This is a genomic window from Janthinobacterium lividum (assembly GCF_034424625.1).
Classification (GTDB): Bacteria; Pseudomonadota; Gammaproteobacteria; order Burkholderiales; family Burkholderiaceae_D; genus Janthinobacterium; species Janthinobacterium lividum.
Window position 1 is genome coordinate 346,653 of record NZ_CP139977.1, and the last position, 15,318, is coordinate 361,970.

4 protein-coding genes are annotated in these 15,318 nt (G+C 70.4%); all 4 read right to left on the reverse strand.

The genetic code is table 11. The features are described 5' to 3' along the window. Positions 1-89 precede the first annotated feature (89 nt). Genes U0004_RS29785 through U0004_RS29800 form a run of 4 tightly spaced genes read right to left on the reverse strand, consistent with a single transcriptional unit; the run spans position 90 to position 15,316 of the window. Complete coding sequence (locus U0004_RS29785) at positions 90-401, reverse strand: DUF3325 domain-containing protein (protein ID WP_070257929.1); 312 nt, start codon at positions 399-401, stop codon at positions 90-92. Continuing rightward, positions 394-1,956 (reverse strand): PepSY-associated TM helix domain-containing protein, encoded by a 1,563-nt coding sequence (locus U0004_RS29790; RefSeq protein WP_081345747.1) that lies wholly within the window; start codon positions 1,954-1,956, stop codon positions 394-396. Before U0004_RS29790 ends, U0004_RS29785 begins: the two co-directional genes overlap by 8 nt. Before the next feature lie 5 nt (positions 1,957-1,961). Continuing rightward, the gene (locus tag U0004_RS29795) at positions 1,962-2,234 is read right to left on the reverse strand and encodes a hypothetical protein (RefSeq protein WP_070257927.1); all 273 of its coding nucleotides are present in this window, start codon (positions 2,232-2,234) and stop codon (positions 1,962-1,964) included. Continuing rightward, entirely contained in the window at positions 2,231-15,316 is a 13,086-nt protein-coding gene (locus U0004_RS29800) for a non-ribosomal peptide synthase/polyketide synthase (protein WP_115057663.1), read from the reverse strand. Before U0004_RS29800 ends, U0004_RS29795 begins: the two co-directional genes overlap by 4 nt. Positions 15,317-15,318 lie beyond the last annotated feature (2 nt).

The window sequence follows — 15,318 nt, forward strand, 5'->3', positions numbered from 1 at the left end:
CCTGAGAAATCCGTCTATTTACAATTATCGAAGGATGGCAAAATGTGCCATTGTGCCTCCGACGACGAGTAGGCAGGTACACTGCTGCGCTAGCGCAGCAGCCACGCGGCCCAGCGCAGCCGTGGCGGCGCCCAGCTGAGAGTCAGCGCCACCGTCAATGCGCTGAAAAACAGCAGCATGCACCAGCTGATGCTGCCAAAACCGGCGCCCTCGCGTGCCACTGCCAGACCATACAGCAGAGCCAGGCCCGCGTAGCCGCCCATGCGGCCCCGGCTGGCCGCATGGGCCGGCATGGCGGCCGTGCTGACAGCCTTCCAGTGCCGCTCCTGCGACAGCGCCAGCAAGGCAAAACAGACATGGCTGCCGGCAAACAGCAGCATCCAAGCAAGCAGTTCAGGCATGCGCTCCCCCTGTTCGCCGGGTTTGCCGCTGATGCTGGCGCAGGCGCAGCGCCGCCCAAGCCGCCAGCGCGGCCGTCAGCCACAAGGCCAGGTCAAACACGGCCACAGCAGGCTGGCCGCGCAGCACGGCATGCCAGGGGAAATCGCCCGTGCCCAGCCAGTTGAGCGGCGGCGCGGCAAAGGCCAGCATGGCGATGCACCAGGCTTGCGGCAGCCACGGCGCATCAGGCCGCCGGCGCCAGAACAGGGTGACGCCGGCCCAGATGCCGCTGCCGGCCCAGGCCAGCAAGAACAGCAGCACCTCGAACAGCGCCTTGTCCGGCAGCCCGGCCGGCAGCAAGCGGTTAGCCACCAGCATGGCCAGGGTCGCGATCAGCAGCCCCGTCGTGCTGAAGCAGGCCACGGCCAACACCAGCCGCGCGCCGCGCTGGCCCGCCTTGGCATGGCGCGCCGCGCGCTTGCCGCTCCAGAGTATCAACCCCGATGCCAGCATGACGCAACCGCCCAGCCCGGCCGCGCAATACAGCCAGCGCAAGGGCCAGTGCTCGAACAGGGCGAAATGCATGCCGGACAGGTAGCGCTGCAGCGCCGCGGCCGGCTTGAGCGGTACATATTTCAGCACCTGCCCGCTGGCGCCGTCGAAATAGATGGTTTGCTCGTCCAGACTGACCCGGTCGGCCGTGGCCCGGCTCACTTCCACATAGCTGTTGCGGTTGCCCGGATGGCGCACGCGCACATAGCTGGGCTCGCCCTGCCCCCAGGCCCGGCGCGCCGTGTCGAGCATGGCGTCGATGGGCGCCATGGCCACGACGCCGGGCTCGGGCGAGCGTTCGCGCTCGTATAGCGACAAGGCCTCGTTGAGGAAACCTTGCCGGTCGCCCGGGTACAGCGCGTGCATGCCCGCCGGAAAGTAAATCGAAAACAGGATCACCAGTCCCGACAGCACGATCATGAAATGGAAGGGCAAGGCCAGCACGCCGCTGACGTTATGCAGGTCCAGCGCGCTGCGCTGCAGGGCCTTGCGCGGGCGGAAGACGAAAAAATCCTTGAAAATGCGCGCGTGGATGACCACGCCCGACACCAGCGCCGCCAGCATCGCCATGCTGGCCAGGCCCACGACCCAGTAGCCGATGCCGGCAAACGACAGGTGCAGGCGGTAATGCATGGGAAAGAAAAACGAGGTGGCGCCATAGGAGCCTGCTTCGGGCAGCAAGGTGGCGCTGCGCGGATCGACCTGGCGCGACAATTCCTCGCCATCGAGCGCCTCGACCTGCAGCCGCGCCACGGGACTGCGCGGCCCCTGCAGGAATACCGACCATTCCGCCAGCGCCTTGCCGTGCGCCAGCGCCGCCAAGGCGGGCAAGACTTGCCGCTCCACCGACACGGGGCCGGGCGCGGGCGCAATGCGCGTCTCCGGCATCATCCAGCGGTCAATTTCGCGGTCGAACACGGACAGGCTGCCCATCCAGAACACGACGATCAGCACGCTGGCCATCACGACCCCGGTCCAGGTATGCACGAGCAGCATCGATTGCCGCAATTCTCGTAAGGCCATGCGGCTCAACTCCATTCGAAAAGATAGGCGGCGCCGCAGTACAGCAGCCAGGCGCCGAGCAATAACAGCGCCACCGGCCACAAACGGCGCGCCACGAACGCCCACAGGGCGGCGCCCAGATAGACGAGGAAGGCCGCCATCGACGCGAGCAGCACGGCTTCGCTGCGCACCACGCCGAGGCGGAACAGCAGCGCCGCGCCGGCGCCGGCCACGCTCCAGGCGAACAGATACGCGCCCGCCACGCCCAGCGCAACGCGCGCCACGGCGTGCCGGCTCATGCCGCGTCCCTGGGCAGGCTGGCGCCCAAGCCTTGCCACAGCGCGGGCGCGTGGATGATGTCGATGTGGCCTGCCCCGGCCACGTCGTCCTCGCCCAGCACCTGCGCGAAGTGCGCCCGGCTGTCGAACAGCGCCACGCCGGCGGCGCGCGTGCGTTCGGCGATCCACACGCGGGCGCTGGCGCCGGCCCGCTGCGGACGGTGACGGCGCAGCATCAGCGCATGGCTGGCGATGCTCCAGGCCAGGTATTCCTTGCAATGCACGGCCTCGCCATCGAGCGGCAGCGCCCCGATGTCGCGCCCCTGCAGGTGCACGAACCACGCCCATTCATCCTCGCTCATGCGCTCGAACAGCTGCTCCCAGCGCCCGCGCATGCTGGAGCGGGTCAACCACTGCTCGCGCAGCGCCCGCTCGCGCTGCGGGTCCAGCGCCGGCGCCACGGCGCCGCCATCATCGAACTGGCCCAGCACGGGATCGATCATGCCGACCAGGCGCACGGCGACGCGGCCCTCCAGCTGGCGCGCCGTTTCCTGCGCCAGCACGGCGCCCAGCGACCAGCCGGCCAGCGAGCACTCGCCGCCGGGACTGTTGGCCACGATGATGTCCGCATAGCGGGCAGCCAGTTCCGTCACGCCGATGTCGGCCCAGCGCTCGCGCCCCAGCGCATGGCTGACAAAGCCATGCACGGGCTGGCGCGGCCCCAGTGCCTGCGCCAGCCCCTGGAATTCGAAGGTGTTCACCAGCAGGCCGGGACAACAGAACAGCGGCGGCAAGTCACCTGTCGCGCGCAGGCTGTGCCAGCTTTCGCCCACGCGCGCACCGGCCGCGCTGGCGCCAAAGCGGGCGGCCAAGGCGGCCAGGGTCGGATTGCCGAACAGGTCTGCCAGCGACAGCGCATGCGTGTCCTGCGTGTACAGGCTGCGCAGCATCTGGTTCACCTGCGTGATGCAGCGCACGGCCAGCAGCGAATGCCCGCCCAGCGCAAAGAAGTTGTCCTCGCGCCCCACGCGCGGCACGCCCAGCAAGGCGCTCCAGATGGCCGCCAGCGCCTGTTCCAGCTCGCCCTGCGGCGCTGCATATGCTTCGCTTTCCAGCTGCGGCGCCGGCAGCGCGCTGCGCTCCACCTTGCCCGCCGGGCTCAATGGCAGGCGCGCCAAGGCCACGATGGCCGCCGGCAGCATGTAGTCGGGCAGCGCCGCCGCCAAGGCCGCGCGCAACGCTTCCACCGAGACCTGTTGCGGACTCACGTACGCCACCAGGCGCGTACCCGCCGGACCATCCTGCGCCACCACCACGGCTTCGCGCACGCCCGGCTGCGCCAGCAGCTGCGCCTCGATCTCGCCCAGCTCCACGCGGAAGCCGCGGATCTTGATCTGGTGGTCGATGCGGCCCAGGTAGTCGAGCTGTCCGCCACGCCAGCGCACCAGGTCGCCCGTGCGGTACAGGCGCGCGCCGGGCGCGCCATGCGGGTCCGGCACGAAGCGTTCGGCCGTCAGCGCCGCGCGGCCCAGGTAGCCGCGCGCCAGCAAGGCCCCGCCGATGCACAGTTCGCCGGCGGCACCGGGCGGCGCCAATGCCATGTCCCCGTCCAGCACCTGCAGCGCGCGCCCGGCCAGCGGCAGGCCGATCGGCATCTGCGCCGGCGCCGCGCCATCGAGGTAGGGCGCGCAATCGAGCGTGGCCGCCGTCACCGCCGCTTCCGTCGGGCCATAGGTATTGAGCAAACGGATGTGCCGCATGCCCGCCTGGCGCCACGCCTGCAGCGCTTCCGGCGGCATCGCCTCGCCGCCCGCGTGCACCTGGCGCAGCGCGCCGTAGTCGCGTGCTCCCTGGGCCGCAAAATCCTGCGCCAGCAGCGACCAGTACGCCGTCGTCAGGTCCGCCACGCTGATGCGGTAGCGGTGCAGCGCCTGGTAAAACGTCTCGCTGTCCCACAAGTCAGGTCCCCGCAAGACCAGCGCCGCGCCCACGCACAGGGTCGGCCAGGCTTGCTCGACGAAGCCGTCGAAGTTCAGGGTCGAAAACTGCAGCACGCGGTCCTGCGCCGTCAGGCCGAAGAAGCCGACGGATACCTGCGCATGCCGGCTCAGGGCCTGGTGCGCGATGCCCACGCCCTTCGGCTTGCCCGTCGAGCCGGAGGTGTAGATCACGTAGGCCAGCTGCTGCGGCAGCGGCGCATGGCCGGGATCGTGTTCCAGCGCGGACGGCTGCTCCACCAGCTGCACCGGCAAGTTCGCCGGCAAGGCCAGGCGCGGCAGCACCGACGCCTGCGTCAGCAGCAGCGCCATGCCGCTGTCGGCGATCATGTAGGCCAGGCGTTCGGCCGGATAGCCGGGGTCCAGCGGCACGTAGGCCGCCCCCGTCTTAAGAATGGCCAGCAAGCCGGCCAGCATGTCGACCGAGCGCTCGACGGCGATGCCGACGCGCACTTCCGGCCCCGCACCCTGCGCCAGCAGCGCATGCGCAAGGCGGTTGGCGCGCAGATTCAGGGCGCGGTAAGTGAGCGCCTCGTCCTCGTGCAGCAGCGCCAGCGCATCCGGCTGCAGCACGGCTTGCAGCTCGAACTGCGCATGCACGGGCAAGTCGTTCCACGGCCCGCCCTCGTTGCGGCCCTGGCGCAGCAAGGCCGCGCCCTGCGGCGCCGACAGCAGCGGCAAGGCGCCCAGCGGCGCGTCGGCGGCGCGCGCCATCGCCTGCATCAAGGCGCCCAGCTGTTCCAGTATCAGGCGCGCGCTGGCGGCGTCAAAGCTGGCGCGCGCATAGTCGGCATGCAGGGTCAGTCCGCTATCCTGCATCACGGCCAGGGTCCAGGGATAATTGGTCTCCTCGCGCTTGCTGGCCATGCTGAAGCGCAGTTCTGCCTCTTCGGCGGCACGCAAGGCGGCATCGACGGGGTAATTCTCGAACACGATGATGCTGTCGAACAGGGCGACGCCGCCCTGCCCCGCCCAGCGCTGCACCTCGTACAGCGGCGTATGCTCGAATTCGCGCCCTGCCAGGTTTTGCGCCTGCAGCTGGCGCAGCCACTCGCCCACGGGTGCGCCCGCCTGGGGAGCGGTGATCACGGGCAAGGTATTGATGAACATGCCGAGCAGGCGGTCGGCGCCCGGCAGGGTCGCCGGACGGCCGGCCACGGTGGCGCCAAAGGCCACGCAAGATTGCCCCGTATAGCGCTGCAACAGCAGCAGCCAGGCGCCCTGCACCACGGTGTTGACGGTGATGCGCGCCTGCCGCGCGAAGGCGGCCAGGCCGGCCATCGCCGCCGGTTCCAGGCGCAGGCTGACGCTGTCCTGGCCGGCAGCACCCGCGGCACCCGCTGGCACCGGCAGCGCCAGCGCCAGGCGCGTGGGCGATGCCAGCGGCGCCAGTTGCGCGCGCCAGAACGCTTCGCTGGCGGCGCCATCCTGCCGCTGCAGCCAGGCGATGTAGTCGCGGTAGCGGCCCGGCACCGGCACATGCGGTTCGCCGTGGTAGTGGCGCAGTATCTCTCCCATCAGCTGCGAGGTGCTCCAGCCATCGAGCAGCAGATGGTGGCTGGTCCAGACCAGGCGCTGCCGCGTAGCGTCGCGGCGGATCAGGGACAGCCGCTGCAGCGGTTCGCGCGCCAGGTCGAAGCCGCGCGCCAGGTCCGCCCGGGCGTAGGCGTCGAGCGCGGCGGCACCGGCGTCCTGGCCGCGCCAGTCGAGCAATGCCACCTCGCCCGCGCCGGCGCGGCTGACCCATTGCAGCGCCTCGCCACCGTCCTGCACGAAGCGGGTGCGCAGGATGTCATGGCGCGCCGCCACCGCGCGCCAGGAGGCCGCGAAGCGTTGCGCGTCGAGGCCTTCCACGTCCACGCACAACTGGTTGACATAGGCGCTGCCTTGCGGCGCCTGCAGGCAGTGGAACAGCATGCCCGCCTGCATCGGCGAGAGCGGATACAGGTCGGCCAGCTCGTTCAGGGGCAAGTCCAGCGCATCGAGCCTGGCCTGGTCCAGCGGCGCCAGCGGAAAGTCCGACGGCGTTACGCCCAGCGCGCCGGAACAGCAATGCGCGACCAGCGCCTGCAGTTCGCGCCCGAAATCGTCGGCCAGCGCCCTGATCGCCGCGCCGTCGTGGCGCGCCGCGCTGTAGCTGAACGTCATTTTCAGCATGCCGTCGAAGACCTGGCCATTGATCACCAGTTCATGGCCGAGAGGCGCGTCCGGGTCCTGTGCGTCGCCGCTCGGTTCGGCCGCCGGACGCCAGGCTGCATCGGCCTCGAAACTGCCGTCAAACTGGCCCAGGTAATTGAACAGCACCTGCGCCGGCGCCAGCGCGGCCAGCGCCTGCCGGTCCGCGTCGCAGCCCATGTATTTCAGCAGGCCGTAGCCGATGCCCTTGTCGGGAATCGCCCGCAAATCCTGCTTGATGCGCTTCAGGGCGACATCGGGCGCCCCCAGCGGCGCCAGGCGCACGGGATAGGCGCTGGTGAACCAGCCCACAGTGCGGCTGATATCGAGCTCCTCGAACAAGTCTTCGCGGCCATGGCCTTCCAGGTCGACGAGGAAGCTTTCCTCGCCCGCATGGCGGCACAGCGCGCGCCCCAGCGCCGTCAGCAGCAGGTCGTTGACCTGGGTGCGGTAGGCGGCCGGCGCCTCTTTCAGCAGGCGCCGCGTGGTGTCGCGGTCCAGTTGCAGCACGGCGCCGGCGACCAGCTCGCTGCTGCTGGCGCCGCGGCTGTCCGCCAGCGGCAGGCGCGAGGGCGTATCCGCCAGCGCCTGCCAATACGGCAGTTGCGCGCACACGGCATCGCTGGCCGCATGTTCCTGCAGGCGCCGCGCCCAGGCTTGCAACGGCGCGCTGGCCGCCGCCAGGCGCAAAGGCTGGCCGGCGGCGCCCTGGCGGCACAAGGTATCGAGGTCTTGCAGCAGGATGCGCCACGACACGCCATCGACCGCCAGGTGATGCACGACCAGCAGCAGGCGCACGCTGCCGTCCGCCATGGCAATGAGCACGGCGCGCAGCAGTTGCCCCTGGCGCAGGTCCAGGCTGCGCTGGGCCAGCTGGCAATGGCGCTCCACGTCGGCCGCGTCGCGCGCCTCGCGGCGCCACAGCAGCGGCGCGTCCGGCGCTGCCCCATATTGCTGCGACCAGCCATCCGGGCCGTGGGTAAAGCGCAGGCGCAGCGCGGCATGCGTCTGCAGCAGCACGTCCAGCGCCGCCGCGATGACGTCGCCGGCGCCGGCCGCCGACGCCTGCAGCAGCACCGACTGGTTGAAATGGTCGAGCCGCGCCAGTTGCGCGGCAAAGAAGGCCGACTGGATCGGCAATAGCGGCACCTCTTGCCCCGGCACCTCGGCGCTGCCGCCAGCGCTGGCCGCCACGGCCTGCATCAGCGGTGCCAGCGCGGCGACGCTCTGGCGCTCGAACAGCTGTTTCGGCGTGACGATCCAGCCGGCCTGGCGCAAGCGCGCCACGATCTGCAGGCTCAGGATCGAGTCGCCGCCCAGTTCAAAGAAATTGTCGTCGCGTCCCAGCTGCTCCAGTCCCAGCACGCCGCGCCACACCTGGGCCAGCAATTGCTCGGCGGGGCCCTGCGGCGCCACGCTGCCGCCCTGCTGCAGCGCCTGCGGGGCCGGCAGCGCGTTGCGGTCCACCTTGCCGTTCGCATTCAGCGGCAGGCTGTCGAGCGCCACGATCACGGACGGCACCATGTAGTCGGGCAGCTGGCGCGCCAGCGCCAGTTTCAGCCCGGCCGGCTGCAGGCTGGCGGGCGCCACGTAGGCCACCAGGCGCAGGTTGCCGTGGACGCCAGGCTGGGCCATGGCGACCGCGGCCAGCACGCCCGGCTGCGCCAGCAATTGCGCCTCGACTTCGCCCAGCTCGATGCGGAAACCGCGGATCTTGACCTGGTGGTCGATGCGTCCCAGGTATTCCAGCTGGCCGTCGGCCTGCCAGCGCACCAGGTCGCCCGTGCGGTACAAGCGTCCGCCGGCGCCATCGAAGGGGTCGGGAATGAAGCGGTCGGCCGTCATGCCCGGACGCCCCAGATAGCCGCGCGCCAGGCCCTCGCCGCCCAGGTACAGTTCCCCGGGCACGCCCGGCGGCGCCAGGCTCAAGGCGTCATCGAGCACCCACGCGCTGCGCGCGCCCACCGGACGGCCGATGGGCGCATACGCGCTGCGGCAGCCCGCATCCACGCCGACCTTCCACACCATCGGCGTGACCACCGCTTCCGTGGGTCCATAACCGTTGATCAGGAAGCGCGGTTTCAGGGCACGGCAGACCTGCTCGAAGGCCGCCTGCGGCATCGCCTCGCCGCCAAACGAATATAGTTCCACGGGCGGCGGGTTGCCGCTGTGTTCAGCCCATTCGGCCAGCTGTTTCAGGTAAGCCGGTGGAAAGCCCGCATTCGTGATGCGTTGCGCGCGCAAGGCCGCATAGGTTTGCTCGGGCGTCCACAGGCTGGCGTCGCGCAGCACCAGCGCGCCGCCGGCGCACAGGGTGGTCAGCCAGCGCTCGTGGGCGCCATCGAAGGCGAACGACAGGAAATGCAGTTCGCGCGACTGCGGCCCCATTTCATACAGCTCCGCCGTGACGGCGCAATGCATGGCCAGCGGGCCATGCGTCACCGCCACGCCTTTCGGCTTGCCGGTCGAGCCGGAGGTATAAATCAGGTAGGCCAGGTTGTGCCGGTGCGGCGCCGGCCATGGTGCAGCGTCGCCGTCGGCGTCGGCGGCGTCGTGGGCACCGGCCGGCGGCATCAGCAGCAGCGGCACGCCTGCGGGCGCCGCCACCCGGTCCAGCACCTGCTGCTGCGCGATCAGCAGGCAGATGCCGCTGTCGTCCATCATGTAAGCTAGCCTCCCGGCCGGGTAATCGGGGTCCAGCGGCACATACGCGGCGCCGGCCTTCAGCACGGCCAGCAGGGCGACGATCATGTCGATCGAGCGCTCCAGCGCCACGCCCACGCGCATTTCGGCGCCGATGCCGCGCGCGCGCAGACGCCTTGCCAGCGCGCTGGCGCGCCGCTCCAGCTGCGCATGGCTGATCTGCTCGCCGCCGATCACGACGGCCGGCGCATCGGGATGCAGCGCCGCATGCCGGACGATGCGCTCGTGCACCGCCACATACGGCACGGCTGGCGCGCCGCTGTGCGCCAGCGCGCGCAGCTGCTGCCGTGCGCGCGCATCGGGCAAGGCCAGGCTGCCCAGTGGCTGCTGCGCATCGGCGATCATCACCCGCAGCAGCGCCAGCAAACTGGCGCCGATCGCGGCCACGCCGGCGGCATCGAACTGCGCCTGGTCGTAGCCGTAATGCAGGGCCAGCGTCGCGTTCTGCATGACGGCCAGGGTCAGCGGATAACTGGTCTGCTCGCGCCGCTCGATGGCGGTAAATACCAGACCATCGGGCGCCGCCCCGGTCAGGGCTTCGTCGACCGGATAGTTTTCAAACACCACCAGGGTGTCGAACAGGCCGCCCGCACCCTGCTCGGCCCAGCGCTGGATGTCGACCAGCGGCGTGTGCTCATGTTCGCGCGAGGCCAGGCTTTGCGCCTGCACCTCGGCCAGCCAGCCGGCCACCGTCTGCGCATGGCGCGGCGTGGCGATCACGGGCAGCGTGTTGATGAACAGTCCCAGCAACTGCTGCGCGCCGGCCAGGTCGCCGGGCCGCCCGGCCACCGTGGCGCCAAAGGCCACCGTGCGCTGGCCCGTATGGCGCTGCAGCAGGATCGCCCACGCCGCCTGCACGACGGTGTTGACCGTCACATGGTGGCGCCGCGCAAAGGCGGCCAGCTGCACGCTTTCCTGGCGCTCCAGCGCCGTGCCGATTTCCGCATGCCCGCCCTGCCGCGCCTCGCACGGCAGCAACCCGGCCAGGCGCGTGGGCGCGGCCAGCGGCGCCACCAGCGCGCGCCAGTAGCTTTCGCTGCCGGCCGCGTCCTGCCGCTGCAGCCAGGCGATGTAGTCGCGGTAGCGTCCGCCGTGCGTGGCCAGCGGCTGGCCCGCATAGTGGCGCAACAGCTCGCCCATCAGGCGCGAACTGCTCCAGCCATCGAGCAGCAGATGGTGGTTGGTCCAGATGAAATGGTGGCGTGAGGCCGAGGTGCGCACCAGGTGCAGGCGCTGCAGCGGTGCCTGTTCCAACACGAAGCCTTGCGCCAGGTCGCGCCGCGCCAGCGCGTCGAGGTCGGCCTGGATGTCGTCGTGGCCGCGCCAGTCCAGTTCTTGCAGCGCGGGACCCGTATCGCGGCTGACCCATTGCAGCGGCGGCGCGGCCTGCGGCAAGAAGGCCGTGCGCAGGATATCGTGGCGCGCGATCACCGCCTGCCACGCGGCCGCGAAACGCCCGGCGTCCAGGCCATCGATATCGACGCGCAGCTGGTTCAGGTAGGCGCCATCGTGCGGCGCGTACACGCTGTGGAACAGCATGCCGGCTTGCATCGGCGACAGCGGATACAGGTCGGCCAGGCTCGCCACCGGTAAGTTGAGCTCATCGAGGCTGGCCTGGTCCAGCCGGACCAGGGGGAAATCGGATGGCGTCACGCCCTGCGCGCCGGAGCAGCAATGCGCCACCAGCGCCACCAGTTCCTGGCGATAGTCGTCCATCAGCGCCGCCAGCGCGCCTTCGTCATGGCGCGCCGCGCTGAAACTGAGCGTGAGTTTCAGCACGCCGTCCAGCACTTGCCCGTTGAGCGCCAGTTCATGCCCCAGCGGCGCATCGCTGTCCTGCGTCTCGCCGCCCGATTCGGCAGCCGGCGCCCACAATCCCTGCGGCTCGAAACTGCCGTCGAACTGGCCCAGGTAATTGAAAATCAGCTGCGGCCGCGGCAAGGCGGCCAGCGCGGCGCGCGCCGCATCGTCGCCCAAATGGCGCAGCAGGCCGTAGCCGATGCCCCTGGCCGGCACGTCGCGCAAATCCTGCTTGACGCGCCGGATGGCGGCCCCCGCCTCGCCCAATGGCGCCAGACGCACCGGATAAATGCTGGTGTACCAGCCCACCGTGCGGCTGGCGTCAAGGTCGTCGAACAGGTCTTCACGGCCATGGCCTTCCACCTCGATCAGCACCTGCGCCCGGCCCGTGTAGCGGCACAGGGCGCGGCCCAGCGCCGTCAGCAGCAGGTCGTTGACCTGGGTGCGGTAGGCGGCCGGCGCCTCTTTCAGCAGCCGGCGCGTGGTCTCGCGGTCCAGCGCCAGGCCCAGGTCGCGCGCGTGGCGCGTGGTATTGGCGCCATCCGGACGGGAGCAGGGCAAGGCGGCCGGCGTCCCCCCTACCGACAGCCAGTAGGGCAGCTCGGCGCGCACGGCCGGCGTGTGCGCGTGCTGGCACAGGCGCAGCGACCACGCCTGCAAACTGCTGCCGCGCGGCGGCAGCGTCGCGGCGGTGCCGGCCAGGGCGGCCCGGTACGCCGTTTCCAGATCTTCCAGCAGCACCCGCCACGAGACGCCGTCGACGGCCAGATGGTGTACGGCGAGGAACAGCCGCGTGCTGCCATCGGCCACATGTATCAGCTGCGCGCGCAGCAGCCTGCCCTGCTCCAAGTCCAGGCTGCGCTGCGCCTCGCGGCAGGTCGCCTCGATGGCGGCGCCGTCCTGCGCTTCGCATTGCCACAGCAGCTGGGCCGGCACGGGGCCGTAACTCTGGCGCCAGGCGCCCGAATCCGCCTGCCGGAAGCGCAGGCTCAACGACTGGTGATGCGCGGCGAGCACCTGCAGCGCGCGTTCCAGCGCGCCCGCGTCGAGCGCGCCGTTCGCCCGCATCAGCAGCGACTGGTTCCAGTGGTGGCGCTGCGGGATGGCGGCGGCAAAGAAATCGAGCTGGATCGGCAGCAGCGGCACCTCGCCCTGCGCGTCTTCAGGCACCGCCGGCGCGGACTGCAGCGGTTGCGCCACCAGCGCCAGGGCGGCGATGCTCTGGCGTTCGAACAACTGCTTCGGCGTCAGCTTCCAGCCCGCCTGGCGCGCGCGCGCGACAATCTGCAGGCTGAGGATGGAGTCGCCGCCCAGTTCAAAGAAGTTATCCTCGCGCCCCACCCGTTCCAGGCCCAGCACCTCGCACCACAGGCGCGCCAGCATGGTTTCCACCTCGCCCTCGGCCGGCGCATGCTCCGCGCCGGCGCCAAACTGCGCGGCCGGCAGCGCCTTGCGATCGAGCTTGCCGTTGCCATTCAGGGGCAGGCGCGGCAGCGCGACAAGCGCCGACGGCACCATGTAGTCGGGCACGCGCACGACCAGCGCAGCGCGCAGCGCCGCCGTGTCCAGCATTGCGGGCGTGACATAGGCCACCAGGCGCAGACCCTGGCCGGACGCCTGCGCCACCACCACCGCCTCGGTCACGCCGGGCTGCTGCAGTAATTGGGACTCGATCTCGCCCAGCTCCACGCGCAGGCCGCGTATCTTGATCTGGTGATCGATGCGGCCCAGGTATTCCAGCGCGCCGTCGGTACGCCAGCGCACCAGGTCGCCGGTCCGGTACAGGCGCGCACCTTCGCCGTCGAACGGATCGGGCACGAAGCGCTCGGCGCTCAGGCCGGGACGGTGCAGGTAGCCGCGCGCCAGGCCCACGCCGCCCAGGTACAACTCGCCCGCCACGCCGGCCGGCGCCAGGTTCAGGCTGTCGTCCAGCACATAGCTGCGCAGGTTGGCGATGGGACGCCCGATGGGCACCACGGCGTCGCCCGCGCGGCACTGCCACCACGTGACATCGATGGCCGCCTCGGTAGGACCATACAGATTATGCAGCTGCGCCTGCGACAAGGCGGCCAGAGTCCGGTCCTGCAAATCGGCCGGCAGCGCCTCGCCGCTGCAGATCACCGTGCGCAAGCTGGCGCAGGCGCCCGGCGCCAGGTTGGCGGCAAACGCCTGCAGCATCGACGGCACGAAATGCACGGTGGTGACGCCATGGCGCTCGATCAGCGCCGCCAGCAGCGCCGGATCGCGGTGCTCGCCCGGCGCGGCCACGGCCAGCCGCGCGCCGTACATCAGCGGCCAGAAAAATTCCCATACCGAGACGTCAAAGCTGAACGGCGTTTTCTGCAGCACCGTGTCGCCCGCACCCAGCCCATACGTCTGCTGCATCCATACCAGGCGGTTATACAGCGCACAATGGCGGTTGGCCGCGCCCTTCGGGCGTCCCGTGGAACCCGAGGTGTAGATCACATAGGCGAGATTTTCCCCGTGCAGCGCCACGCGCGGATTATCCTGCCCGCCGTCCGCATACACCGCTTCCTCGTCCAGCATCAGCACGGGCGGCAGGTGCGCCGGCAAGGCGTCCAGCACGGGCGCATGCGTGAGCAGCAGGCTGACCGCGCTGTCGTCCAGCATGTAGGCGATGCGTTCGGCCGGATATTCGGGGTCGATCGGCACGTAGGCGCCGCCCGCTTTCATCACGGCCAGCAAGCCCACCACCATCTCGACGGAGCGCAGCAGCGCCAGGCCGACGCGCACTTCCGGCCCCACGCCGAGGGCGGCCAGCCGCCGCGCCAGGGCATTGGCGCGCCCGTTCAAGGCTGCATAACTGAGCACTTCGTCGCCAAACAGCAGCGCATCCGCCTGCGGCGTGGCCGCGGCCTGGCGCTCGATCAGCAAGTGCACCGCCTCGGGCAGCGCGTACGGCTGGTCGCAGCGGCTCCAGGCCAGCAGCGCCGTCCGTTCGGCCGCTTCCTGCAGCGGCACATCGCCGAGCGCGCACTGCGGCGTGTCGGCCAGCGCCTGCAGCAGCGCCAGGTAATGGCGCGACAGGCGCGCGATGCTGGCCGGTTCGAACAGCTCCACGGCATAGGCAAAACTGGCCGACAGGTTGCCATCGGCCCGCTCCTGGGTGTCGAGCGTGAGCTCGAACTTGGCCGCCTGGCGGCCCAATTCATACGGCGCCGCCGACAGCCCCGCCAGCCGGACCTCGCCGCGCGGCTGCAGGTGCTGGTGATTGAACAGCACCTGGAACAGGGCTGGGTGGCTCAGGCTGCGTTCCGGCTGCAAGGCATCGACCAGCACGTCGAACGGCAAGTCCTGGTGCGCCTGCGCGCCCAGCGCGGCGTCGCGCACCTGCAGCAGCAACTGCTGCAGCGACGTGCGTCCATCGAGGCGCGTATCGATGATCAGGGTATTGACGAAAAAGCCGATCACGCCCTCGGTCTCGACGCGGTTGCGGTTGGCCATCGGCACGCCGATGCGCAGCGCCTGCTGGCCCGTGTGGCGGTACAGCAGCGCCTTGAAGGCGGTGAGCAGCAGCATGAAGACGGTGGCGCCATGGCGCCGCGCGCTGCGGTGCAGCTGCGCGCCCAGCTCGGGCGGCAGCGCGAAATCGAAGCGCGCGGCATGGTAGTCCGGCTGCGCCTGGCGGGCATGGTCGGCCGGCGGCTGCAGTACCGGATGCTCGTCGCCCAGGCGCGCCGTCCAGTAGGCCAGCTGCGCATCGCGCTCACCCGCATCGAGCCAGTGGCGCTGCCAGGCGGCGTGGTCGGCATATTGGATGGGCAAAGGCGCCAGCGCCGCGGCGCTGGCATCTTGCGCCGCCTGGTACAACGCGCCGAATTCCTCGATCACCAGCTGGATCGACCAGCCATCCGACACGATGTGATGCATGACCACCAGCAGCACGTGTTCGTCGTCGGCCAGCCGCACCAGCATCGCGCGCAGCAGGGGCGCGCTGGCAAGGTCGAACGGGGCCTGGTTGAAATCGTCGGCGATGCGCGCCAGCTGCGCTTCGCCATCGTCGATGCCGCGCAAGTCCGCGTGCGCCAGCCGCAGCGCCATCGGGGGCGCGATGCACTGCTCGGCCAGGCCATCCGCATCGGCCACAAAATACGTGCGCAGCGATTCATGGCGCGCGATCAGGGCGTCGAAAGCCCCCTGCACGGCCCCTGCCTGCAGGCGGCCGCGCAAGCGCAGACCGCCCGCGATATGGTAGGCGCTGCTGGCCGGATCGAGCTGCCACAGGAACCACTGGCGCTGCTGGGCGAAGGACAGGGGCGCGCGCGTAAGCGCATGGCGGCGCGGCGGGATGGGCAGCTGCGCCTGCGTGATGCCCTGCTCGGTCATTTTCTTGTGAAAAGCGCGCCGCTGTTCCGGCGTCAGGGCGCTGAAACGTTCGGCCAACTGCAGTGCGATATCGGTTTGCATGA

Excerpts from the sequence above, each read along its gene's own strand:
- U0004_RS29785 (WP_070257929.1), bottom strand. The coding sequence starts at position 401 with ATGCCTGAACTGCTTGCTTGGATGCTGCTGTTTGCCGGCAGCCATGTC.
- U0004_RS29790 (WP_081345747.1), bottom strand. The coding sequence starts at position 1,956 with ATGGCCTTACGAGAATTGCGGCAATCGATGCTGCTCGTGCATACCTGG.
- U0004_RS29795 (WP_070257927.1), bottom strand. The coding sequence starts at position 2,234 with ATGAGCCGGCACGCCGTGGCGCGCGTTGCGCTGGGCGTGGCGGGCGCG.
- U0004_RS29800 (WP_115057663.1), bottom strand. The coding sequence starts at position 15,316 with ATGCAAACCGATATCGCACTGCAGTTGGCCGAACGTTTCAGCGCCCTG.